19 protein-coding genes are annotated in these 25,215 nt (G+C 56.4%); 9 read left to right on the top strand and 10 right to left on the bottom strand.

All coding sequences use genetic code 11. The features are described 5' to 3' along the window. Positions 1-237: 237 nt before the first annotated feature. Both ACOT0L_RS19335 and avtA read left to right on the top strand, forming a co-directional pair. Positions 238-2,268 carry an alpha-amylase gene (locus ACOT0L_RS19335; RefSeq protein WP_126504120.1) on the top strand — a complete coding sequence of 677 codons (2,031 nt, stop codon included), beginning with the start codon at positions 238-240 and terminating at the stop codon, positions 2,266-2,268. Between the two features lie 239 nt (positions 2,269-2,507). Next, positions 2,508-3,761: a valine--pyruvate transaminase gene (gene avtA, locus ACOT0L_RS19330; protein WP_023298856.1), complete on the top strand. Its 1,254-nt coding sequence runs from the start codon at positions 2,508-2,510 to the stop codon at positions 3,759-3,761. Positions 3,762-3,768: 7 nt separating this feature from the next. On the opposite strand, the gene ACOT0L_RS19325 is transcribed toward avtA, so the two are convergent. Both ACOT0L_RS19325 and ACOT0L_RS19320 read right to left on the bottom strand, forming a co-directional pair. Then, positions 3,769-4,224 carry a 4Fe-4S dicluster domain-containing protein gene (locus ACOT0L_RS19325; RefSeq protein ID WP_045309001.1) on the bottom strand — a complete coding sequence of 152 codons (456 nt, stop codon included), beginning with the start codon at positions 4,222-4,224 and terminating at the stop codon, positions 3,769-3,771. Between the two features lie 93 nt (positions 4,225-4,317). Next, positions 4,318-5,136 (bottom strand): AraC family transcriptional regulator, encoded by an 819-nt coding sequence (locus ACOT0L_RS19320; protein ID WP_045622150.1) that lies wholly within the window; start codon positions 5,134-5,136, stop codon positions 4,318-4,320. Positions 5,137-5,361: 225 nt separating this feature from the next. Between ACOT0L_RS19320 and ACOT0L_RS19315 the strand changes: the two genes are divergently transcribed. Next, positions 5,362-6,762: an MFS transporter gene (locus ACOT0L_RS19315; RefSeq protein ID WP_022649754.1), complete on the top strand. Its 1,401-nt coding sequence runs from the start codon at positions 5,362-5,364 to the stop codon at positions 6,760-6,762. A gap of 10 nt (positions 6,763-6,772) precedes the next feature. After that, positions 6,773-8,722, top strand: coding sequence for a glycoside hydrolase family 127 protein (locus ACOT0L_RS19310; protein ID WP_063850277.1), 1,950 nt, complete (start codon positions 6,773-6,775; stop codon positions 8,720-8,722). Positions 8,723-8,839: 117 nt separating this feature from the next. On the opposite strand, the gene aldB is transcribed toward ACOT0L_RS19310, so the two are convergent. Continuing rightward, entirely contained in the window at positions 8,840-10,378 is a 1,539-nt protein-coding gene (aldB, locus tag ACOT0L_RS19305; RefSeq protein WP_126504118.1) for an aldehyde dehydrogenase AldB, read from the bottom strand. Between the two features lie 166 nt (positions 10,379-10,544). Here aldB and ACOT0L_RS19300 point away from each other — a divergent pair, with 166 nt between their 5' ends. Beyond that, a complete protein-coding gene (locus tag ACOT0L_RS19300; protein WP_022649757.1) occupies positions 10,545-11,429 on the top strand; it encodes an ROK family protein in 885 nt (294 codons plus the stop codon). A gap of 3 nt (positions 11,430-11,432) precedes the next feature. On the opposite strand, the gene selB is transcribed toward ACOT0L_RS19300, so the two are convergent. From selB to ACOT0L_RS19285, 3 genes are all read right to left on the bottom strand, one after another. After that, the gene (gene selB, locus ACOT0L_RS19295; RefSeq protein ID WP_126504116.1) at positions 11,433-13,271 is read right to left on the bottom strand and encodes a selenocysteine-specific translation elongation factor; all 1,839 of its coding nucleotides are present in this window, start codon (positions 13,269-13,271) and stop codon (positions 11,433-11,435) included. Then, entirely contained in the window at positions 13,268-14,653 is a 1,386-nt protein-coding gene (gene selA / locus ACOT0L_RS19290; protein WP_126504114.1) for an L-seryl-tRNA(Sec) selenium transferase, read from the bottom strand. Before selA ends, selB begins: the two co-directional genes overlap by 4 nt. A gap of 103 nt (positions 14,654-14,756) precedes the next feature. Further along, on the bottom strand, positions 14,757-15,365 hold the full coding sequence (locus tag ACOT0L_RS19285; RefSeq protein WP_015572763.1) for a glutathione S-transferase: 609 nt from the start codon (positions 15,363-15,365) through the stop codon (positions 14,757-14,759). A 436-nt stretch (positions 15,366-15,801) separates the two neighbouring features. Here ACOT0L_RS19285 and ACOT0L_RS19280 point away from each other — a divergent pair, with 436 nt between their 5' ends. From ACOT0L_RS19280 to ACOT0L_RS19265, 4 genes are all read left to right on the top strand, one after another. Beyond that, positions 15,802-17,709: a PTS mannitol transporter subunit IICBA gene (locus ACOT0L_RS19280; protein ID WP_022649761.1), complete on the top strand. Its 1,908-nt coding sequence runs from the start codon at positions 15,802-15,804 to the stop codon at positions 17,707-17,709. 87 nt (positions 17,710-17,796) lie between these two features. Next, entirely contained in the window at positions 17,797-18,960 is a 1,164-nt protein-coding gene (gene mtlD / locus ACOT0L_RS19275; protein ID WP_041907503.1) for a mannitol-1-phosphate 5-dehydrogenase, read from the top strand. Continuing rightward, entirely contained in the window at positions 18,957-19,547 is a 591-nt protein-coding gene (gene mtlR, locus ACOT0L_RS19270; protein WP_023298873.1) for a mannitol operon repressor MtlR, read from the top strand. Before mtlD ends, mtlR begins: the two co-directional genes overlap by 4 nt. A 58-nt stretch (positions 19,548-19,605) precedes the next feature. After that, positions 19,606-19,968, top strand: coding sequence for a YibL family ribosome-associated protein (locus ACOT0L_RS19265; RefSeq protein WP_022649764.1), 363 nt, complete (start codon positions 19,606-19,608; stop codon positions 19,966-19,968). Between the two features lie 31 nt (positions 19,969-19,999). Here the strand turns inward: ACOT0L_RS19265 and ACOT0L_RS19260 are convergent, their stop codons facing one another. The 4 genes from ACOT0L_RS19260 to ACOT0L_RS19245 are packed head-to-tail and all read right to left on the bottom strand — an operon-like array spanning position 20,000 to position 24,875. Further along, the gene (locus ACOT0L_RS19260; RefSeq protein WP_126504112.1) at positions 20,000-21,094 is read right to left on the bottom strand and encodes a fimbrial protein; all 1,095 of its coding nucleotides are present in this window, start codon (positions 21,092-21,094) and stop codon (positions 20,000-20,002) included. 9 nt (positions 21,095-21,103) lie between these two features. Further along, a complete protein-coding gene (locus ACOT0L_RS19255) occupies positions 21,104-23,584 on the bottom strand; it encodes a fimbria/pilus outer membrane usher protein (RefSeq protein ID WP_126504110.1) in 2,481 nt (826 codons plus the stop codon). A 4-nt stretch (positions 23,585-23,588) separates the two neighbouring features. Then, positions 23,589-24,263: a fimbrial biogenesis chaperone gene (locus tag ACOT0L_RS19250; RefSeq protein WP_126504108.1), complete on the bottom strand. Its 675-nt coding sequence runs from the start codon at positions 24,261-24,263 to the stop codon at positions 23,589-23,591. A 30-nt stretch (positions 24,264-24,293) separates the two neighbouring features. Then, positions 24,294-24,875 carry a fimbrial protein gene (locus tag ACOT0L_RS19245; protein ID WP_032621994.1) on the bottom strand — a complete coding sequence of 194 codons (582 nt, stop codon included), beginning with the start codon at positions 24,873-24,875 and terminating at the stop codon, positions 24,294-24,296. Positions 24,876-25,215 lie beyond the last annotated feature (340 nt).

The following is a 25,215-nucleotide window of genomic DNA, read 5'->3' as shown; positions in this document are numbered from 1 at the left end:
CAAAAATAGTCTTCAAGAGCACGTCTATAAATAGTCCAATTCCGAAACTATGTCATCCGGAACATGCTCATTAAAGCACCAACACTGGAAAAATGTGCGCGATATCGCAGATAACTGCCTAATTTTGCGCGGGATCACTCATCCCTACGCGTCCTCCTGGCAGAAAGCCTCAGAGGAGGAGTTTTTCCCCTGAGCCGAATGGCACACTGGTCAAAAATGCCGCGACAGGAAAATGGAATGAAACGCACTGCATTAGCTGTTCTGATGTTACCCGCATTCGCGCATGCCGACTGGTCATCGCCGGGATTTGACGCATTCAACGCTGAAGGTACCGGCGTCTTTACCAGCCAGGCAACGCTTGCGAAGGGTACCCGTCCACTGACGTTGAGTCTTGACAACGCGTGCTGGCAGCCGACAAAGGCCATTAAGCTCAACGAGATGCTGTCGCTCAAACCGTGCGAAGGCACGCCACCGCAGTGGCGATTATTCCGTGACGGCGTTTATCAGATGCGTATTGATACGCGCTCTGGAACGCCGACGCTGATGCTGACGGTACAAAGTGCGGCGCCACAGCCTGTCGCAAACGTTACCCGCCAGTGCCCGAAGTGGGACGGCAAACCGCTCACGATCGACGTCGTTAACACGTTCCCGGAAGGCACGGTGGTGCGTGATTTTTACAGCAAACAGACCGCGACCGTTCAAAATGGCAAAGTGACTCTTCAGCCAGCCGCCAACAGCAATGGCCTGCTGCTGCTTGAGCGCGCCGAAACGGACAAACCCGCGCCGTTCAGCTGGCAAAACGCCACCGTCTATTTCGTGCTGACCGATCGCTTCGTGAATGGCGACCCCACCAACGACAACAGCTATGGCCGCCATAAAGATGGTATGCAGGAGATAGGTACTTTCCACGGCGGCGATCTGAAAGGGCTTACCAGCAAACTGGATTACCTTCAGCAACTGGGCGTGAATGCGCTCTGGATAAGCTCCCCGCTGGAGCAGATCCACGGCTGGGTTGGCGGCGGCACCAAAGGGGATTTCCCCCACTACGCGTATCACGGTTATTACACCCAGGACTGGACGAAACTCGACGCCAACATGGGCAACGAAGATGATTTACGCCAGCTTGTCGACGACGCGCACAGGCGTGGTATCCGCGTCCTGTTTGACGTTGTCATGAACCACGCGGGCTATGCGACGCTTGCAGATATGCAGCAATATCAGTTTGGCGCACTCTATTTACAGGGAGATGAGCTGAAAAAAACGCTCGGCGAACGCTGGACTGACTGGAAGCCAGGCGCGGGTCAAAGCTGGCACAGCTTCAACGATTACATCAACTTCAGTGACAGAGCCGCATGGGAAAAATGGTGGGGTAAAAAATGGATCCGTACCGATATCGGTGATTACGACAACCCGGGCTTTGACGACTTGACCATGTCCCTGGCCTTCCTGCCGGATCTGAAAACGGAATCAAAAACCCCGTCAGGTTTGCCGAACTTTTATCAACACAAGCCCGACACCAACGCGAAAGTGATGACGAATTTCACGCCGCGAGATTACCTGACCCACTGGCTTAGCCAGTGGGTACGTGACTACGGCATCGACGGTTTCCGGGTCGATACCGCCAAACACGTTGAGCATGAAGCCTGGCAACAACTGAAAGACCAGGCCAGCCAGGCGCTGGCCGCGTGGAAGGCCGCCAACCCGGACAAAAAACTCGACGATGCGCCGTTCTGGATGACCGGTGAATCCTGGGGCCACGGCGTGATGCAGAGCGATTATTACCGTCACGGCTTCGATGCGATGATCAACTTTGACTATCAGGAGCAGGCGGCGAAAGCAGTGGACTGTCTGGCAGATATGGATTTGACCTGGCAGCAAATGGCAGAAAAGCTGCAAAGTTTTAATGTGCTGAGCTATCTCTCCTCCCACGATACGCGTCTGTTCCGTGAAGGGGGTCAGCGCGCCGCTGAGTTACTGCTGCTGGCGCCGGGAAGCGTGCAGATCTATTACGGCGATGAATCAGAGCGTCCATTAGGTCCGACGGGCTCCGATCCGCTACAGGGAACCCGTTCGGATATGAACTGGCAGGACGTCACGGGTAAACAGGCGTTAACTGTCGCCCACTGGCAGCTTCTGGGGCAGTTCCGCGCCCGTCATCCGGCTGTGGGTGAAGGCAAGCAAACAACGCTGTCAGTGAAAGAAGGCTACGGCTTTGTGCGCGAGCACAAGGGCGATAAGGTGATGGTGGTGTGGGCGGGTAATCAGTAGAACAGCCCCCTCACCCTAACCCTCTCCCCAAGGGGCAAGGGGATTGCACGGTGCGGTCTTTCACCCTCCCCCCTTTGGGGAGAGGGCCGGGTGAGGGGGCATTCATCAGAACGATTCACTGCAATAATCCCTCTCCACCATACAAAACAACAAATCCGACCACATCCGCCGATTTGCACCAACACGGTGCTGGCGTTATGGTTACTGCCTTTCATATTAAGCCCGACAGATCACCTGCTATGACGTTTTCACAATTCGGCGACAAATTTACCCGCCATTCAGGCATTACCCGCCTGATGGAGGACCTCAACGACGGGCTGCGCACCCCAGGCGCTATCATGCTTGGCGGCGGAAACCCGGCTCAAATTCCGGAGATGAACACCTACTTCCAGACGCTGCTGGCAGACATGCTGGAAAACGGTAAAGCAACCGATGCGCTATGTAATTACGACGGCCCTCAGGGTAAAACAGAACTACTGACGCTTCTGGCGGCAATGCTGCGGGAAGCGCTGGGTTGGGATATCGAACCACAGAACATTGCACTGACAAACGGCAGTCAGAGCGCGTTTTTCTACTTATTCAATCTGTTCGCCGGACGCCGCGCCGACGGCACCACGAAAAAAGTGCTGTTCCCGCTGGCACCGGAGTATATCGGCTATGCCGATGCCGGCCTCGAAGAAGACCTGTTTGTTTCCGCACGTCCGAATATCGAGTTGTTGCCAGAGGGCCAGTTCAAATATCACGTCGATTTTGAACATCTTCATATCGGTGAAGAGACGGGCATGATCTGCGTATCTCGTCCCACCAACCCGACGGGGAACGTGATCACCGACGACGAGCTGATGAAGCTGGATGCGCTGGCGAATCAGCACGGCATCCCGTTGGTGATCGATAACGCCTATGGAGTACCGTTCCCGGGGATCATCTTCAGCGAAGCGCGTCCGCTGTGGAACCCGAACATCATCCTCTGCATGAGCCTCTCCAAGCTGGGCCTGCCGGGCAGCCGCTGCGGCATTATCATTGCTAACGAGAAAATCATCACCGCCATTACCAACATGAACGGCATTATCAGCCTTTCCCCTGGCGGCATCGGCCCGGCGATGATGTGCGAGATGATCAGGCGTAACGACCTGCTGCGCCTGTCAAATGAGGTGATCAAGCCGTTTTACTCTCAGCGCGTTCAGGAAACTATCGCCATCCTTCGCCGCTACTTACCGGAGGAACGCTGCCTGATCCATAAACCGGAAGGGGCAATTTTCCTGTGGCTGTGGTTTAAGGATCTGCCCATTACGACAGAGCTGCTTTATCAGCGTCTGAAAAAGCGTGGCGTGCTGATGGTGCCGGGGGATTACTTCTTCCCGGGACTGGATAAACCGTGGCCGCATACGCACCAGTGCATGCGCATGAACTACGTCCCGGACCCGGAAAAAATCGAAGCGGGTGTGAAAATTCTCGCCGAAGAGATTGAGAACGCCTGGCGCGAGGCCGGTTAATAAAACCTCAGGCCAGATTACGCAGCCGTTCCACGCGTAGTCTGGCGGGGTCTATGCAGCGCAGCGCGTGGGTGGGACAGGCTTCGACGCAGGCGGGACCGCCCTCGCGATGCATGCACAAATCACATTTCAGCGCCTGAACGCGATCTCCCACAACCCGAACCTGCATTGCCCCGAACGGGCACGCCACCATACAGCTTTTGCAGCCGATACAGCGAGCCTGCTCAACGAGCCAGGCTCCCGCAGCACGGTGAATGGCCCCCGTCGGGCAGACATTCGCGCAGGGCGCATCTTCACACTGGTGGCAGCCCACGGCCGTGGTGAAGGTTCCCCCCTTAACCACGCGGATACGTGACGTAAACGCTTCTGGCGTGGCGCTGCTTTGATGCGACATCATGCACGCCACCTCACAGGTGCGGCACCCGATACATTTTTCAGGATCCGTCAGAATAAATCGGTTCATCAGTTATGCCTCGCGTGCATTAAAACCCGGTTCTGAGCACATCATACATAACGTCCGAGGCAGCGAAGGTGTGATGGGTCAAAGAGGATGCGCTCATCCGGAATTAATATGCTCTTTACAGTACCGCCGTTTCCAGACGGCGGGCGTTAACCCGGTATGTTTCGAGAATATCTGCCGGAAATAACCCACGTCATTAAAACCGCACCGGGTGGCCACTTCAGTTAATGAGGCCGCATCGTTCAGCAACAATTTTTCAGCGGCCCTGACGCGCTGGCGGTGTATTGCCTCCGTCAGGGTTAAATGAAACGTCCGGCGAAATACTCGCCCCAGGTAATCTGCGTTGCAGTGCAGCTCTTTCGCCAGCTGTGAAGTGGATATGGGCAAATGAAAGTGAGTGCGGATAAGTTGTTTGGCCTTCCACGCCATTGCTGCGCCCGCATCATCCGCTTTATCTTCATATCCCGGCGAGAGCGATATCTGCTGCAAAATTAACAGCAAAATTATCTCCAGCGCCTGGCTACGCTGTAATTTTTCCTGCTCGCTTAAAAACTGACGGAATAACGCAATAACATATTGCGGATCCCGCACGCTACAGTGTTGCTCAATCGACAATAGCGTCGCACCTGGCAACGCAGGCAAGCCTTCATCCACCTCAAAATGCAGCCAGTAAAATTTGAGATCGCCCGGAAAATCTTCCACGCCGACATGCCGCCGCTTCGGCCAAAGTAATAAACTCTCGCCGGCGTTTACCTCAAACAGCGTATTTTCCTCCTGGATCGTTAATGTCCCTTTTTCGACAAAGATTATCTCCCACGAAGATAATTTTCGTGCGGGATGACGACCCACGCCCCGGGAGATAAATAACCCGCCATTTTGAACCTTAATCGGAAGTGCTATGGATAATTCAAGCATGGATATTCAATTTCCCGCTTTTATGGTGGCTAATATTGCGTTTATTGTTTGATTATTAATAAATATCAGCAGAACAGCTCGATCAAACTCACAGTTTTACCATCAGGTCGGAATCGTCACCTTTTTATACTTTTCCCTTCCCTTGTTGGTCTGCCCGTTGAATGCAGAATAAATGGGGTACCTTGCACAAATACGATAAAAAATCGTTTATCGAGGAGTTACCCCATGACTTCCACACCGATTACAGACGCAGAAGTTGCAAAACAGGCAGCCGATGACCGGCTGTCAGTCCGCGAGAAAATTGGCTACGGCCTGGGCGACGCGGGCGGCACGGTAATTACCTGCCTGATCATGAACTTCCTGACCTTTTTTTATACCGATGTATTTGGCCTGACGCCCGCGCTGGTGGGCACGCTGTTTATTGCTCTTCGGGTATTTGACGCGATTTCCGATCCAGTGATGGGCGTGATTGCCGACCGCACGCAGAGCCGCTGGGGGCGTTTTCGTCCGTGGCAGCTGTGGGTCGCGCTTCCCATCGGGATCGTCGGCGTGCTGACCTTCACCGTCCCGGACGCCAGCATGGGCGTGAAAATCGCCTGGGCGTTCGGCACCTATTTGCTGTTGTCCGTAGGCTATACCGCCATCAACGTGCCGTATTGCGCGCTGATCAACACCATGACCACCCGCCACAACGAGGTAATATCCTGCCAGTCCTGGCGCTTCGTACTGTGCGGCGTGGCGGGCTTTCTGGTCTCCGTTGGCCTGCCGTGGCTGGTGTCAGAGCTGGGACAGGGCAATACCGCCCGGGGTTATCAGCTGGGCGTCGGCGTACTGTGCGCCATCGCTGTGGTGATGTTCTTGTGCTGCTTCTTCTGGGTGCGCGAGCGCGTCCCGCTTGCGCTGATGGGGAAATTCACCCTGCGCGAGCACCTGGCGGGCCTGCGTAAAAACGATCAGCTGCTGCTGATGCTGGTGATGTCGTTTCTGCTGATCAACGTCTTCAACATTCGCGGCGGCGGGTACATGTACTTCATCACCTACGTGCTTCAGGGCAGCACGGCGTACACCTCGTTGTTTTTCACCATGGTGACCTTTGCCGCCATTCTGGGCGCGGTGATCGTCAACCCGCTGTCGCGGCGGATTGATACCGTCAAACTCTACTACTACACCAACCTGGTACTCGCTGCGCTTGCTATGGGAATGTGGTTCCTGCCAGGTGGCCCGGCGCACCAGACGCTCTGGCTTATCGTGATTTTAAGTAACGGCGTGATCCTGGGCTTCACCCTGCCGCTTCACTTCTCGCTAATGGCCTTTGCCGATGACTACGGCGAATGGAAAACCGGCGTGCGCTCCTCGGGGATGAATTTCGCCTTCAATCTATTTTTCATCAAGCTCGCGTGGGCATCCAGCGCCGGGATCATCAGCCTGGTGTTTATTGCCGTGGCCTATCAGCCAGGCGCGGGCAACCAGACACCCGCCTCATTGCAGGGCATCACCGCCATGGAGACGCTACTCCCTGCCCTTTTCCACCTGCTGCTGGCGGTCGCTATCCGCTGGTGCAGGCTTAACAATCCCGTGATGTCGCGCATTGCAACCGATTTGCGCCAGCGTCATGTACAGTCCTGAGGAGAACGATATGACCATAATGGAAGCCGACCTGCATCAGCTGAAAATCAACGACCCGTTTCTTGGTCAGTACCAACGGCTGGTCCGCGATGTGGTAATCCCCTACCAGTGGGATGCGCTTAACGATCGCGTGGCGGAGGCTGAACCCAGCCACGCCATCGCCAACTTCCGTATCGCGGCCGGTCTGGAACAGGGGGCGTTTTACGGGATGGTCTTTCAGGACAGCGACGTGGCGAAATGGCTCGAAGCCGTAGCGTGGTCGCTGTGCCAGAAGCCGGATGCCGAACTGGAAAAAACCGCCGACGAGGTGATCGAGCTGGTCGCAGCGGCGCAGTGTGAAGATGGCTATCTCAATACCTATTTCACGGTGAAAGCACCGGCCGAGCGCTGGACCAATCTGGCCGAATGCCACGAACTGTACTGCGCCGGACATATGATTGAAGCGGGCGTGGCGTATTTCCAGGGAACCGGAAAGCGCCGCCTGCTGGACGTGGTGTGCAGGCTGGCGGATCATATCGACAGCGTGTTTGGCCCGGGCGAAAACCAGCTGCACGGCTATCCGGGCCACCCGGAAATCGAGCTGGCGCTGATGCGGCTGTACGACGTCACGCAGGAGCCACGCTATCTCAATCTGGTGAAATACTTTATTGAGGAACGCGGCACACAGCCTCACTTCTACGATATCGAATATGAGAAGCGCGGCAGAACGTCATACTGGAATACCTATGGCCCGGCGTGGATGGTCAAGGACAAAGCCTACAGCCAGGCGCATCAGCCCCTTGCCGAACAACAAACGGCCATCGGCCACGCCGTGCGTTTTGTCTATCTGATGGCGGGCATGGCGCATCTGGCGCGCCTGAGCAACGACGAAGGGAAACGTCAGGATTGCCTGCGGCTGTGGAACAACATGGCACAGCGCCAGCTGTACATCACCGGCGGGATTGGCTCCCAAAGCAGCGGCGAGGCATTCAGCAGCGATTACGATCTGCCCAACGATACGGTCTATGCCGAAAGCTGCGCCTCCATCGGCCTGATGATGTTTGCCCGCCGGATGCTGGAGATGGAGGCGGACGGCCACTACGCCGACGTGATGGAGCGCGCACTATACAACACGGTGCTGGGTGGCATGGCGCTGGACGGTAAGCATTTCTTTTATGTGAATCCGCTGGAAGTGCACCCGAAAACACTGGCCTTTAACCATATCTATGACCACGTGAAACCGGTGCGCCAGCGCTGGTTCGGCTGCGCCTGTTGCCCGCCGAATATTGCGCGCGTGCTGACCTCGCTGGGGCACTATATTTATACCGTTCGCCCGGACGCGCTGTTGATCAACCTGTACGTGGGGAACGACGTCGCCATTCCGGTGGGGGAACACACCCTCCAGCTGCGGATTAGCGGAAACTATCCGTGGCATGAGCAGGTGAAAATCGAGATAACCTCACCTGTTCCGGTGACTCACACGCTGGCCCTGAGGCTGCCGGACTGGTGTGCGGAACCGGCTGTTTCGCTCAATGGTCAAGCCATTACAGGCGAGGTCTCCCGTGGATACTTATACCTAAACCGCAACTGGCAGGAAGGCGACACGCTGACGCTGACGTTACCGATGCCGGTCCGCCGCGTGTACGGCAACCCGCAGGTGCGCCAGCAGGCGGGGAAAGTCGCATTGCAGCGTGGGCCGCTGGTTTACTGCCTGGAAGAAGCCGATAACGGCGCAAATCTGCATAACCTTTCTTTGCCGCAAGACAGCGCGTTTCGGGTATTTGAAGGCAAAGGCATTTTCGCGCACAAGATGCTGATACAGGCGGAAGGGATCGGGTGTCAGGCGAAGGACACTGATGCCCTGTGGCAGTACGACCACTCGCCGGTAGAACGTCAGCCCCAGACGCTGACCTTTATTCCATGGTTCAGCTGGGCAAACCGGGGAGAAGGGGAAATGCGGATATGGGTGGATGAAGGCTGAATAACTGCGGCCTGTTGCCCTCACCCCAGCCCTCTCCCACGGGAGAGGGAGTAAAAAGTAGGCCGGGTAAGGCGAAGCCGCCACCCGGCTTTAACCCGGCTCAGGCCGCCCGGGAGATTAAAACAGCCCCAGCGGTTTATCGGAGTAGCTGACTAACAGACATTTCGTTTGCTGGTAGTGCTCCAGCATCATCTTATGGGTTTCGCGCCCGATGCCCGACTGTTTGTAGCCGCCAAACGCCGCATGAGCCGGATAGGCGTGATAGCAGTTTGTCCATACGCGTCCGGCCTGAATGCCGCGGCCCATTTTATAGGCAAGGTTACCGTTACGGCTCCAGACCCCCGCCCCCAGGCCATACTGCGTGTCGTTGGCGAGCTCCAGCGCCTCGTCCATGGTTTTAAACGTGGTGACGGCCAGCACCGGTCCAAAAATTTCCTCCTGGAAAACGCGCATGTTGTTCTTACCGAACAGGATAGTCGGCTCAAGGTAGTAGCCCTCCTGCAAATCGCCGCCCAGCACCTTACGACGACCGCCGGTCAACACATCGGCCCCCTCTTTTTTACCGATATCAATATAGTTGAGGATGGTTTCCAGCTGGCCATGCGATACCTGCGCCCCCATCTGGGTAACGTTATCCAGCGGATTACCGCTGCGAATCGACTCCACGCGCCGGATCGCCCGCTCCATAAAGCGCTCATAAATGGATTCCTGCACCAGCGCGCGGCTCGGACAGGTGCAGACTTCGCCCTGGTTAAACGCAAACAGCGCAAACCCTTCCAGCGCTTTGTCGAAGAAGGCGTCCTCTTCATCCATCACGTCGGCAAAGAAGATGTTCGGCGATTTCCCGCCCAACTCCAGGGTGACCGGAATGATGTTCTGGGTCGCGTACTGCATAATCTGCTGACCCACTTCCGTTGAGCCGGTAAACGCCACTTTGGCGATACGCTTTGAAGTAGCCAGATATTCGCCGATCTCTCCCCCGGCCCCGTTGACCACGTTAATGACCCCCGGCGGCAACAGGTCGCCAATTACCTCCATCAGCAGCAGTACCGAAAGCGGCGTTAAGCGTGCAGGTTTCAGCACCACGCAGTTACCCGCCGCCAGCGCGGGCGCCATTTTCCAGCTCGCCATCAGCAGCGGGAAGTTCCACGGAATAATTTGCCCCACCACGCCGAGCGGCTCGTGGAAGTGATACGCCACGGTATCTTTGTCAACTTCACTTATTCCCCCCTCCTGGGCACGGATGCAGGACGCAAAATAGCGGAAATGGTCGATCGCCAGCGGCACGTCCGCCGCCGTGGTTTCGCGGATCGGCTTGCCGTTGTCCCACGTTTCTGCGGTCGCCAGCAGCTCCAGATTCTGCTCCATCCGATCGGCGATTTTGAACAAAATGGCCGCTCTGTCCTGAACGGACATTTGCCCCCACTTATCTTTCGCCTTATGCGCCGCATCCAGCGCTAAATCGATATCCCGTTTGCCCGAACTGGCAATTTCACACAGCGGCTGGCCGGTAACGGGCGTCAGGTTGGAATAGTATTCACCGTCGACGGGCGCCACCCAGTCGCCGCCGATAAAGTTGTCATAGCGGGGCTTCAGCTTAAGGGGAAAACCATACTCGCCAGGCTGGATACGCGATGAGGGAGGATTGTTTGTCATGACCGTCTCCTTGCTGTTGTTGTACAACAAGGGTAGTTCCGGCTGATGATTTTCTCGCCAGCGGGTAGCGGGTTTACGAGCCGCATCACGGATTACCGTACTTTACGTTTCGTTTCTGCCGCCGCAGCCATACTTAATAGCTCAAGGGCTCATGAGGAATGATGCAATGCAGCTATTTATCGGCTTTGACGTGGGTGGAACCCACATCAAACACGGCGTAATTAATGAAAACGGCGAAGAACTGACATCCGATGAATATGATACGCCGGACGATGAAAGCACCTTCAAAGAGAAGTGGAAAACGGTAGTGGATAAATACTGCCAGGAGCACGAGATCGCCAGCATTGGCGTGAGTTTTCCAGGACATATCAATCACCATACCGGCGAAGCGGCCAAAGCCGGGGCGCTGGACTATCTTGACGGCGAAAACCTGTGCGAACTGTTCGCACAGCTGACCGATCTCCCCGTGACAATCGAAAACGATGCCAATTGCGCGGCGCTGGGCGAGCGCTGGCAGGGCGCGGGCAAGGACTATGAGCATTTCGTCTGCATCACCATCGGCACCGGCATCGGCGGCGGTATCGTCATGGAGGGCGATCTCTACCGCGGGTCGCACTACCGGGCGGGTGAGTTTGGCGTGCTGCCCGTAGGCAATGAGGGCGAACCGATGCATGAAGTGGCGTCCGCCAGTGGCCTGATGAAAGCCTGCCGCCGCGCGCTGGCCGTGTCGGAAGATGAGATGCCTGATGGTGAGGAGCTGTTTAAACGCATGGACAGCGACGTGCATCTGCGCGAGGCCATTGAAGCGTGGGCGCATTGTCTGTCGCGCGGTATTTACAGCGTGATCTCTATGTTTGATCCGCAGGCGGTGCTGATTGGCGGCGGCATTAGTGAGCAGGAGAAAATCTATCTCCTGCTGGATAAATATTTACAGCGATTCGAGGAGTGGGAAGCGCTCCGGGTGCCCATCCTTCCCTGCGAGCTGGGTAACCAGGCGGGAAGGCTGGGCGCGGTCTGGCTGGCTAAGCAGAAGCAGGCGCGCAGCGCTTAACGCTTACGGAAATAACTGCGCGTCGCGTAGCACATGGTCATTGCCACGACGACGCGTAAACCCGATGCGGTTGAAATACTCCAGGATCTGAATCGCCAGTTTGCGTCCTACGTTCAGCCGATCGCGGAAGTCTGCGGCGCAGGTTGATCCGCGCGCCTGATCCAGCTCCCGGATCAGGTTCGCAAACGCAACGATCCGATCGTTGCGGTAATAACGATCTTTCACGATCGCCACAATCATGCCCTGCTGCGCCGCATGCCGCAGTACCTGACGCATCAGCTGCTCATCGGTATTGGTTTCACGCGCCAGATCGCGCACCCACCAGGGTTCATCGCCAAACAGCGCCGCCACTTTTTGCCAGACCGCGTCCTGCTCAGCGGTAAAACCGGCCTTATGTTCCGGCAGGTGTAGCCAGCCGTGATGACTTGCAATCACGCCGCTTTCACGCATGTTTTCAATCAGCAACAGCACCAGCGCGTCGTCTTCCATGGGCAACGCCATACGCCGCAGACGTTCACGGCCTGGGCCTGGCTCATCCTGATGCTGTTCATGATAGGTCGCCAGCGTGCTCAACACTTTACGCTGCCAGCGCGCCGCCACCGGCGCGTTCAGCAGGCTGTCGCCAGCCTGAATAAAACCCGGCTCCTGCGTCAGAAGACGCAATCCTTCACCGCTGAGCTGGCGCGCCCAGGCGAACGCAGCCAGATCCACCGCACCACGCTCAAGGTGGATATCTAACGCAGACTTGTCGTCACGGGTCTGGGCCAGCGAGGCCAGCCACGCTAAATACTCGGGCTTACGCTTGCCGCGACGGGGCGGATTCAGCATCACCACGCGGGCGCCCGCCAGGGTTTCGCGCGCGGAGATGTCGCGCAGAACCAGGCGGTCGTTATCCGCCAGCCAGAGCGGGGAGTCGAACACCAGTTCGGCGAGATCGTTTTCCAGCAGCGACACGCGTCCGGTGATGTGGCTGGCCGCGTGATGGATATGCAGCGGCTGCCACTGGGTCAGCGGCGTGTGGGTCTGTAGAGAAACGATAATCCGTTCAGAAGGCTCCGGCGGCGCGTCGGCCAGCAGCCAGTCGCCGCGGTTAAGCTGGTCTTTTTCGGCATCACCAGCAATATTCAGGGCGATACGCTGCCCGGCGTGGGCCTGTTCCACCGGCTGGTTTTGCGCGTGAAGCCCGCGCACGCGCATGGGTTTGTTCACGCCCGTCAGCCACAGGGTATCGCCCACGTTAACTTCGCCACTCAGCGCGGTACCGGTCACCACCAGCCCAGCCCCTTTCACGGTAAACGCCCTGTCGATCGCCAGACGGAAGCGGTGATGGCTGGCATGCTCACGAGACGGGATCTGCTGCAAATGGTCGCGAAGAGCGTCGATACCGCGGCCTTCTGTCGCCACGGTGACAAACAGAGCGGCATCCTTAAAACCATATTCACTCAGCGCCGCCAGCACCTCTTCACGCACCTCGTTGATACGCACCTCATCCACACGGTCCGCTTTGGTGAGGGCGACGGTCAACTGCGGGTTTCCCGTCAGTTGCAGGATCGCCAGATGCTCGCGCGTTTGCGCCATCACCCCGTCATCGCACGCGACAACCAGCAGAGCATGATCGATCCCGCCCACGCCCGCGAGCATATTGGAAAGAAACTTCTCGTGGCCGGGCACATCGATAAAGCCCAGCACGCGACCGTCGGGCTGTGGCCAGTAGGCGTAACCCAGGTCAATGGTCATGCCGCGCTTTTTCTCTTCCGGCAGGCGATCGGCATTCACGCCCGTAATGGCCTGCAATAACGTGGTTTTGCCGTGGTCAACGTGACCGGCGGTGGCAATAATCATTTCAACATCATCTCCAGAAACCGCCCTTCATCTTCCAGGCAGCGTAAATCCAGCCACATACGACCATCACCGATCCGGCCAATCACTGGCGTCGGTAATGCGCGCCAGCGCGTCGACAGCGCCTCAAGCTGGCTTCCGCGTCCGTCGCGCGGGGTGAACGTCAGCGCTTCGCTCGGTAACCTGTCCACGGGCAGCGAGCCGCTGCCAATTTGCGACAGGCAAGGCTCGATACGAACGTCAAACTCAGGGTAATGGGGAGCAACCTGCGGCAGTAGCGCTTCCGCCTGCGCGCGAATGGAGGCCGCATCACGGCTCAGCAAACGCAACGTGGGCAGGCGGTCAGCCAGTTTCTCCGGGTGGAGATAGAGCCGCAGCGTGGCTTCCAGCGCGGCCAGCGTCATTTTATCGGCACGCAGGGCGCGCTTCAGCGGGTGCTGCTGTAGCTGCGCAATCAGCTCGCGCCTGCCGACGATAATCCCTGCCTGCGGCCCGCCCAGCAATTTATCACCGGAGAAACTGACCAGGCTTACGCCCGCGGCAACCATTTCCTGCACCCTGGGCTCTTTCGGCAGACCGTACTGGCGCATATCCACCAGCGACCCGCTGCCGAGATCGGCAATCACCGGCACGTTTAGCTCGCGCCCGATGGCGGCCAGTTCGGCCTCTTCCACCGTTTTGGTGAAACCCTCAATGTGGTAATTGCTGGTATGCACTTTCATCAGCAGGGCGGTGTTTTCATTCACCGCCGCGCGATAATCTTTTGCATGGGTACGGTTGGTTGTGCCCACTTCATGCAGCGTGCAGCCCGCCTGGCGCATGACGTCCGGAATACGAAACGCCCCGCCGATCTCCACCAGCTCGCCGCGAGAGACGACAACCTCTTTTCCGCTCGCGGTGGCCGCCAGCATTAACAGCACCGCCGCCGCGTTGTTATTCACAATGCAGGCATCTTCCGCGCCGGTGATCTGGCAGAGAAGATCCGCCAGTGCGCGATCGCGATGCCCACGCCCGGCGCCGTCCAGATCGTACTCCAGCGTCACCGGCGAGCGCATGGCACGGGTGACGGCCTCTGTTGCCTCTTCGGCCTGCTGTGCCCGGCCCAGATTGGTGTGCAGAACCGTGCCTGTCAGGTTAATAACCGGGCGCAACGCGCTTTGCGCGTGCTTGCTCAGCCTGCGTTCAACTTCCTGCGCCCATGCCTCGCACCAGCCGGGTAGCGCGTTTTCAGCCTGAATATGGCGACGCGCATCGTCCTGAAGCTGGCGTAGCATGTCGACCGTTGCAGTATGGCCAAACTGCTCCAGCACCGCAGTGATGCGCGGATCACGAAGCAGACGATCGGTAGCGGGGATCTGGCTGTAGAGGGAATGATGAGTAGTCATGAATGCGCCTGGCGAGTAAATATCTTCCCCCCTCCCGACGGGAGAGGGAGTTAACATGTGGGGGGATTGTACCGCCTCCCGCCAGGAAGTGTTATAACCCGCATCAAGCCTTTGGTGGTTCAGTCCGGGCGAAACTTTCGCGCTGGAAGAGCGTCTCCGCCAGTTTGACCAGCAGCGGACGATCCACGCACCAGCCCGGCGAGACGCGGCGGAAATTAAGGTAGCCAATGGCGCAGGCGATGGCGATCGTCGCCAGATTCAGGCTATCGCTCTGAATTTTCCCGTCGCGGATCAGCTGTTCGCACATATCCAGGCTGCGGCTGATTTTTTCGCGCTGGCGCAGCAGCTCATTTTCTGACTGCTGGGCGGCGGGCCTTGCCTGCTCGCGTACGGACGTTAATGCCGCATCCATAATGCCATCCGCCAGGGCTTCAATTTGCTTCATCGCCAGCGCTGCTTTTGGATCCGCCGGCAGCATGGCTGGCGCAACGCCAAGCAGCTCGATGTACTCCGCAATGATCGGGGAATCAAACCAGTAGTCGCCCTCGTCCGTTACCAGCGCCGGGACTTTCCCCAGCGGGTTGTACTGCGCAACGCCGTTCTCTGCGTTGTACGGTTGTTCATTTACGAATTCAAATTCAATCCCTTTCTCCAGCAGGAGAATCGAAATCTTACGCACGAAAGGACTGGTATAACTGCCGATGAGTTTCATTGCTTATCCTTAATGCCCATAAAGAGGTCAGTATGGATCAAGCCGTGAAAAAAGGCAGGTGTACGTATCGCATTCCTGCCGTGAGGGGATACGGAAGAAATCTGCATAAAAATATTTTGTGAATCAAATCACAATCTGGAAACAAACAGCCAACTTAACATTGTGATATTAATCACAAAATAGCCCTCATTTTGGCGTAATTCTGAGCAATGTATTTTTTTTACACACCCATTATGTGATAGCGATCACTTCATTAATATCCTCACCCCCTACATTCATGTGATTCAGATCACACAAAATTCCGCTGTCTGGACAGTTGAACGATTCAGTGCCAGATTTCACAGCATCAGAACAGGGCCCGGCTACCTCTGCCGCCGCACATTAACGATAAACCTCGGGCCACAAGCCTAAGCGTAAACATAAGAAGGGGTGTTTTATGTCATCCGATTTCAAGATCAAAGTGCAAAGCTTTGGTCGTTTCCTCAGCAACATGGTGATGCCAAATATCGGCGCGTTTATCGCGTGGGGTATTATCACCGCATTATTTATTCCGACAGGGTGGTTGCCTAACGAAACGCTGGCGAAACTTGTTGGCCCAATGATTACGTACCTGCTGCCGCTGCTCATCGGTTATACCGGTGGTCGTCTGGTGGGCGGTGACCGTGGTGGTGTCGTGGGTGCCATCACAACCATGGGGGTGATTGTCGGTGCGGATATGCCGATGTTCCTCGGTGCGATGATTGCCGGTCCTCTGGGCGGCTGGGCTATTAAGAAATTTGACGTCTGGGTTGATGGCAAGATCAAATCCGGCTTCGAAATGCTGGTGAACAACTTCTCCGCGGGCATCATCGGGATGATCCTCGCGATTCTGGCGTTCCTCGGCATTGGCCCTGCGGTTGAAGTGCTCTCCAAACTGCTGGCGGCGGGCGTTAACTTCATGGTGGCGCATGACATGCTGCCGCTGGCGTCTATCTTCGTTGAACCGGCGAAAATCCTGTTCCTGAACAACGCCATCAACCACGGTATCTTCTCACCGCTGGGTATCCAGCAGTCACACGATCTCGGCAAGTCCATCTTCTTCCTGATTGAAGCGAACCCGGGTCCGGGTATGGGCGTTCTGCTGGCGTACATGTTCTTTGGTCGCGGCAGCGCGAAACAGTCTGCTGGCGGCGCGGCGATCATTCACTTCCTGGGCGGTATTCACGAAATTTACTTCCCGTATGTGCTGATGAACCCACGTCTGATCCTGGCCGTTATCCTTGGCGGTATGACCGGCGTGTTCACCCTGAGCGTACTGGGCGGTGGTCTGGTGTCTCCTGCTTCTCCAGGCTCTATTCTGGCGGTGCTGGCGATGACCCCGAAAGGCGCCTACTTCGCGAACATCGCGGCGATCTGTGCGGCCATGGCCGTCTCCTTCGTGGTCTCCGCTATCCTGCTGAAAACCAGCAAGGTGAAAGAAGACGACGATATCGAAGCGGCAACCCGTCGTATGCATGACATGAAAGCCGAATCCAAAGGCGCAACGCCGCTGGCGGCGGGTGATGTCTCTAACGACCTGAGCCACGTGCGTAAAATTATCGTGGCCTGTGATGCCGGTATGGGTTCCAGCGCAATGGGTGCGGGCGTGCTGCGTAAGAAAGTGCAGGATGCGGGTCTGACCAACATCTCCGTGACCAACAGCGCGATTAACAACCTGCCGCCGGACGTTGACCTGGTGATCACGCACCGCGATCTGACCGAGCGCGCCATGCGTCAGGTGCCGCAGGCGCAGCACATTTCCCTGACCAACTTCCTCGACAGCGGCCTGTACACCAGCCTGACCGAACGTCTGGTTGCGGCCCAGCGCCATGAAGATAACGAAGTGAAGGTGCGCACCAGCCTGCAAGACAGCTTCGACGAGAGCAACGCGCATCTGTTCAAACTGGGCGCAGAAAACATCTTCCTTGGCCGCACGGCGACCAATAAAGAAGAGGCCATTCGCTTCGCCGGTGAGCAGCTGGTGAAAGGCGGCTACGTTCAGCCGGAATACGTTGAGGCGATGCTGGAGCGTGAAAAGCTGACCCCAACCTACCTGGGTGAATCCATCGCGGTTCCGCACGGTACGGTTGAAGCGAAAGACCGCGTGCTGAAAACCGGCGTGGTGTTCTGTCAGTATCCTGATGGCGTGCGCTTCGGTGAAGAAGAGGACGACATCGCCCGTCTGGTGATTGGTATCGCCGCTCGCAACAACGAGCATATCCAGGTGATTACCAGCCTGACCAACGCGCTGGATGACGAAACGGTTATTGAGCGTCTGGCCAACACCACCAGCGTTGAAGAAGTTCTGGCTCTGCTTAACAAGTAACAGCGCCTCTTCCCTCTCCCCCCGGGGAGAGGGCTAGGGTGAGGGGGAAAACGTTCCTCACCCCAGCCCTCTCGGGTAAAAACATTGATGAAGGTTAACACTATGAAAGCATTACATTTTGGCGCAGGTAATATCGGACGTGGCTTTATCGGTAAACTGCTGGCAGACGCAGGCATTACCCTGACATTCGCCGATGTGAATCAGGTGGTTCTTGATGCCCTGAATGCCCGTCATAGCTATCAGGTTCACGTGGTGGGTGAAAACGAACAGGTTGAAACGGTCTCTGGCGTCAACGCGGTAAGCAGCATTGGCGACGACGTGATTGACCTCATCGCAAGCGTTGATCTGGTCACCACAGCCGTGGGTCCGGTGGTGCTTGAGCGTATCGCCCCGGCGGTCGCGAAAGGCCTGGCGAAGCGTAAAGCACAAGGCGTTGAAACGCCGCTGAACATCATCGCCTGTGAAAACATGGTGCGCGGCACCACGCAGCTGAAAGGCCACGTTCTGGCCGCTGTGGCTGAGGAAGATAAAGCCTGGGTTGAAGCGCACGTTGGTTTTGTGGATTCCGCCGTTGACCGCATCGTTCCGCCATCAGAATCCGCCACCAACGACCCGCTGGAAGTGACGGTGGAAACCTTCAGCGAGTGGATCGTTGATAAAACTCAGTTTAAAGGCGCGCTGCCGACCATTCCGGGAATGGAATTAACCGATAATCTGATGGCATTTGTCGAACGTAAACTCTTCACGCTGAACACCGGGCATGCTATAACCGCGTACCTCGGGAAATTGGCCGGTCATCAGACGATTCGTGACGCGATCCTCGATGAGAACATCCGTGCGGTGGTCAAAGGGGCAATGGAAGAGAGCGGCGCGGTGCTGATCAAACGCTACGGTTTTGATGCTGATAAACACGCAGCATACATCCAGAAAATCCTCGGTCGTTTTGAAAACCCGTATCTGAAAGATGACGTTGAGCGCGTGGGTCGTCAGCCGCTGCGTAAACTGAGCGCGGGCGACCGCCTGATTAAACCGCTGCTGGGCACGCTGGAATACGGTCTGCCGCACGCTAACCTGGTGAAAGGGATTGCTGCCGCAATGCACTACCGCAGCGAGCAGGACCCGCAGGCGATTGAGCTGGCTCAGCTGATTGATGACAAAGGCGCACAGGCTGCGCTGGCGCAGATTTCCGGTCTGGATGCCAACAGTGACGTGGTTGCGGAGGCGGTCAGCGCATACAACGCAACCAAATGATGCAGAGTCCGGCGCAGGTTAGCCTGCGCCCGAATAACAGATTGTCAGATATGCAGGCAATAATGGAACAAACCCAGGCCTTTGAAAATCGTGTGCTTGAGCGTCTGAATGCTGGCAAAACCGTACGAAGTTTCCTGATCGCCGCCGTCGAGCTGTTAACCGAGGCGGTGAACATTCTGGTGCTTCAGGTGTTTCGCAAAGACGACTACGCGGTAAAGTATGCTGTAGAACCGTTACTGGACGGAGACGGACCGCTGGGCGATTTATCGGTACGGCTGAAGCTGATTTACGGTCTTGGCGTGCTCAACCGTCAGGAGTATGAAGACGCCGAGCTGTTAATGGCGCTGCGCGAAGAGCTCAATCATGACGGCAATGAGTACACCTTTACCGATGATGAGATCCTGGGGCCCTTCGGCGAACTGCACTGCGTAGCCGCGCTCCCTCCCGCACCTCAGTTTGATGACAGCGACCCTGAGCTGTACATGATGCAAAAGCTGCGTTATCAACAAGTTGTCCGCTCCACCATGGTACTTTCCCTGACTGAGCTGATTTCTAAAATCAGCTTAAAAAAAGCGTTTCAGAAGTAAGCCCGCACACATTGGTGTATCCTTCCCTGTAAATTCCCCGTTTTCAGAGTTATTTGTCATGAAAGAAGTCGAAAAGAACGAAATTAAACGCCTGAGCGACCGTCTCGATCTGATCCGTCATCAGATGGCTGGCCTCTCCCTTGTTGATTCCGCCGAGAAATATGCCGAGCTGGAAAAAGAGTCTGTGAAGCTGGAGGCGGAAATTGAGCGCCTGCGCGATGTGAAAGGCCAGAAGCTGAGTAAAGAGGCGCAGAAGCTGATGAACATGCCGCATCGCCGCGCGATCACCAAAAAAGAGCAGGCCGACATGGGCAAGCTGAAGAAAAGCGTCCGTGGCCTGGTGGTGGTGCACCCGATGACTGAGCTTGGCCGCGAAATGGGCCTGAAAGAGATGACGGGTTTTAGTAAGACCGCGTTCTGATCGCTCTCCCCTGCCGCTGCGCAGGGGAAACTCAGTTGTAAATCAGGTTAAACGTGGCCATCGCATCCGCTTTTCCCGCCGTTACGTTCTCTTCCGTCTGAATGTAATGCGCATCAAACCAGAAGGTCTGCGTCTGGTTATCCCCCACCAGGCCAAGCGCTGACACCTGCGGGGTGTTCCACGATACCACCTGCCCCTGAACCGAACCGGTATTGTCACCGTAAAGCAGTTCGATCCCGACACCGCTGGCGCTATCCTCCTGCTTCGTCAACGCCAGCGCCCGATCGTTGCCCGGCGTGGTATCGCCAAAGAAACCCATCTTAACCGCCGTGTTATTTTCACAGGTCACCGGAATGCTGAAGCGTCCGCCTCCGGCGCGGGAGCCGATGCCGTGAAATTCACGCTGGCTCACGCTCCCCATGGGAACAAGAATGCTGCGAGAGCCCACTGAGCAGCTGGTACGCCTGACGGTGAAGCTGGCGAGATGGATCTGTACCGGTGTCGCCACGTTGGTGGCGCTGGCTTGATTTTCTCCCGCCTGCAATATCAGCGAGCCGACATTTTGCTCCTGGGAGTTGGCGTTATCGTCAGGCATGGGGCTGGTCGTCGGGATTTTGTAAAACACCACCCAGAACTGCAATTTATACGTTGGGGCGCTGGCAAAGGCAGGATTCTGTGAGGCATCGCAGATACGCCGGGACTCGTTGCCGTCTACCGGGCTGGTGCCGTCAATATACTGTACGGCATCCGCACCACAGTACTGCTGCTCGCGGAACCCGAGCGCGTAGCCGATGCCGTCAATCTGGGTTTTGTAGACGTGCCGCGACGCACCGTCTTCCCCCACCACGGTGCCGACGGGGTTATCCAGCTCGACAAATCCGATACTACGCCAGGGGTCACTACCGCCATCACAGTTGTAGAAGTCTTGCCCGGTAGACTGTATCGGCGCGGAAACCGGCGTCCAATCCGCGGTGCCGGGAGCATATCCAATGGCGTAGGGTACCTGGACAACCCACTGATCGCGCGTGGTGCGGCAGGGCGAGGCCTGAGCGTGGGCATGAAAACTCAGCATGCCAAAAAGCGAAAGAAGGCTCAGATAGAAAAACCAGTGAATAAAACGACGCATGATATTCCTCTAATGGCACTCAACGGACAGCGTGGCGATACCGGGAGCCATATGAGCTTTCCCCAGTCTGAAAGGTGTCTGGCATTGCTGCTGCTCCCCGTTTTCATACCAGGTGACGCGCAGGTTGCCGCGCTCTGGTACCCCGCTCAGGTAGGCCTGACCGCCGTCAGCGACCATGCTTCGGTTTGCAGAATGGCGGTTCTGCTCCACCACTTCAGCCTGCGCGCCAAACGGCAACGGTTCGCCGTGGTAGCGCAGGGAAAACAGAACGCGATAACCAATGTGGGTTGTGTAATTGGCCAGCACCACCGCGCCGCTGGTGGGAATGAGCGTCAGACCGCTTTGCTCAATGTCGACGTTCTCACCCAGAGTCGCCGTATCAAGGCTGACGGTATTTTTGCGATACGCCGAGAGCGTTGGCATGACCGCATAGCCGCGGCTGTCGGTATGGATCCCGTTGTAGCCCTCCGGCTCAACGTTCGCCGCGCCGGGCACGCGCAGCAGGGCGACGGTATCGCCCAGCGGCTGGCTAAGCGTGACGCCATACTGCGTGGCGATAACGCCTCCGGCGAGTCCAAGACTCGCGTTGCTACCGTTTCGGCTGTGGTCATAACCGAGGCTGACGTTGCCGTAGCCACCGTTGTATTGCAGCGCCAGGCTGGTGCTGTCGGCCTCTCCCTCACTGGTCTTACTCTGCTGAACGCTGTAATTCAGGTTGCGGTTCGCCAGCGCGCTGCCGTTGAGTGACACCTGCTGCGTGGTCATCCCACGATTGTTGTGGTTGGCGTAGTAACTGACCGAACTGCCCGGCAGCCAGTTGCCAAGCGGAACATTGACGTTAAACGACACGGTGCGATCGGGATGCTGCTCAAGCGCTGAGTCGGTGTAGTCATACCCCGCGCCCCAGGAAATACCCCGCCAGCTGGTGTACCAGCCAATGTGGATGGTTTTATCCTGCCCGGACGTATGCCAGTAATCCTGCATCCATGCCGAGACGCTGAGGCTGCCGAACTGACCCAGCGTCTGTGAAAAAGTGACCTGCGAGCGGCTACGGCGATTATTGAGTTGCAGCTGTTGGCTGTCAGACTGATTCAGTTCACTAAATTCGTAGTAATTGCGCGAGGCATAGCGATAGCTCGCCAGGTTGAAGGCGGTGCCGGTAGCGCTGAAATCTTTCTGGTACTGAATGCGCCACGCCTGCCCCATCGCGCTTTTGCCGTCGGGTAAACGGCTTTTTGCCAGCGTATCATCAATACCCAGCGAGCCAAATGCGCCAAACCCTCTGCCTACGCCAATTGCACCGGCCTGATAGTTGCTCGCCGTACGAAAGCCGCCATACACCGTCATCCTGGAGAGCAGACCGTAGAAGAAAGCGCCTTCAACAAATTCGGGCGAACGCGCATCACCGGAGCCGGAGTGAAATCGTCCTGCATTGAGACTGTATTTCAGGCTGCCCTGGCGTCGCATAAACGGCACCGCAGAATAGGGCTGGGTAAAGACGCGCGTTGAGCCGTCACTTTCCGTGACCGTAACCTGTAGATCGCCACTTTGTGCGCCCGGGAACAGATCGTTAATGATAAATGGCCCGGCGGCCACCCAGGTTTCATAGATCACATAGCCATTTTGCGAAACGGAGACTTTAGCGAAGCTGTGTGCGACGCCGCGGATGGTTGGTGCGAAGCCGCGCTGGCTGTCGGGCAACATGCTTTCGCTTGATGAGAGCTGTACCCCGCGAAACGCCACGCTATCGAAGACGTCGCCTGCGGTCCAGGCATCGCCGATCCGTAGCTGGCTGTTAAGACGGCGAATATCCCGGGTCAGCCAGCTACTTTGCGACTGAAAATGGTCGCCGCCCGCGTCGCTGTAGCTCCAGGCCGAGGTGTTACGCAGCCGCCACGCCCCCAGATTGATGCCGTTACGCAGGCTCAGATAGCTGGATGTCGTGACCCCGCTCTGATGACGGGCCTGACCGCCCGACAGACTGTAATCAGTAAATGCCGCCGGGATACCATCGTCCCACTGCGACTGCGGCACGTAGCCACGGCTGCGGTGTTTCATTGCCGCCTGCGGCAGGCTGAGAAAGAGACGCTGCTGGTTGAAATCATAAGAAGTTCGCGCTGCCGGAATAAAATCCTCGAGGTGCGTGAACGTTTCTCCCTCCTGCAACCGGGAGAATGCAGGAATGGCCCCTACATTTACGCCAAGCGCTTCCAGCAGCGATACGCTAAAAACGGGTTGCAGGCTGCCTTTCTCATTGACGAAGGTGATCTCCTGATGCCGCTCCTCGCGTCCGTTAATCTCCAGCGTCACGAGCCAGGTGCCTGGCATCTGCCCGCCCTTTTCAGAGAAATAGTGCAGATCCGCCGTTTTCTGTTCAGTAGAGGAAAGCTCCAGCGCGGCGGGATCAAAGTAATCCTCGGCCATCCCCGTGCGGCTGAAGCTAAGCAGCAACACCGTAAGCGGCGCGTAACGAAATAGGCGAAAAGGCATGGTCTTAAAGAGGCTGGGTGTGGGTGGCGGTGATGGCACCAAAATCATTAATAGCCGACCAGCTTACGCCCCCGGAGGCGGACACAGGCCATTCCCGGGTTTCCCCTGGACCGATCATGCCCGGCTGCTCAATTTTATGCCCGCCAACGGTCAGACGATAAAAAGAGACGTAGTATGGCGTCGGGTTAGCGGCCTTAAGCCCTTTTCCCGTTCGCGAAAACGTTATTTTCTGCCAGGCCGTGGCGGCGTCCCCTTTCAGGTTGTCCGGGCGGTAGAAGATTTTAAATTTCGATTTGACGTTTATCTGTAATTCGTTGCTGCTCTCTTTTGGCTTTGGCGCTATCGCTTTAATATCGAGCCAGAATACAGATTCACGATCTGTGGGCAGCGGAGCGCCGGTATATTGAATACGCAGCGTGTTGGTCTGCTCCGGATCAAGTCTGAACAGAGGTGGTGTGACAATAAATGGCGCAGCGTTATTTTTATCCGGCCCATCGCCTTCAACCCACGACTGAATAAGATAGGGAACCGCACTTTCCATATTAGAAACAGAAAATGCCACCTCCTTGCTGTTTTGCGGGTATACGATCCGTGTTCCCCCCATTACAACGCCAGCGGAAACTGACGCAGAACTAACCATTAATGCAGTGAGCATAATATACGATAAACGTTTCATCATTATTATCTCTGGAGGTGGCTGACAGTGAAATCAGTTATAAACCATCAGGAAGTTGGATACGGCGTTAACATCGCCGGCGTTGATTTCCGTGCCATCTTTGTCAAGTGCGGCATAGAAAGTTAATTCAGCATTGCCTTGATCATCCGGTGCGGTTGTTTCAGATACCGTACCCGGTTTAATCGCGGTGCTGCGATCGCTGTTATAAAGCTTCACGCCGACACCCGTCGCCATACCTTCACCCGGCGTAACCTGAAGCAGTGTGTCATTCACCGTATCTTTGGTTCCGTCAAACAGTACCGCAACCGATTCAACCGTCTCCGGGCAGTTTTCCACGTTGATTTTGAACTCGCGCGGCGTCGTTTCGTTGTGATCGTCAAAGTAGCTTTTTGCCCACGCCCCAAGGTCTACCGTTTTGTTTTTAGAGGCCGGAGTAATATCACAGGAAATAAGGGTAATCTTCCCGGTAAAATTGATCACCCCGCCCGTACTTTGCGAACCCGCACCGGTATCCAGAGAAGCATTAACGCCAGAATCACTGCTTGCCAGTACTGATTGAGAAGATAACAGCAGCCCCGCCGCGGCAATCGCCAGCGCCACATTTTTGATTTTCATTTGGAACACTTTCCCCTCTGTAAATTAAACAGATATAGACTTGTTGTACCAGGTACAATAACCGCTATAAGGATTTAAAAACGCCACCGAAAGGTTTTTAGCAGAATGGGTGACGCGACCTTATAGAATAAAGCAGGGTCCATCCCATGGTGATAATCCGTATATTTTCAGAAGGCCATACACAGATATCCTTCAACTGAGGAATGACTTCTGGCCGAAAATAACACTGAATACGTTGTGGTTAGTAATAAATTTAAAATCTTCTGTTACGTTGCTTCTGAATAAATAGTAAATCAAATGCCTTTTAACGTCTACGCATTGAAAAGCAATATGCCGCGTC

Origin of the sequence: Enterobacter cloacae complex sp. XAL002 (assembly GCF_049236805.1) — a bacterium.
GTDB lineage: Bacteria > Pseudomonadota > Gammaproteobacteria > Enterobacterales > Enterobacteriaceae > Enterobacter > Enterobacter intestinihominis.
Note: the sequence above shows the minus strand (reverse complement) of the source record. Positions and strands in the feature narration are given on the sequence as shown.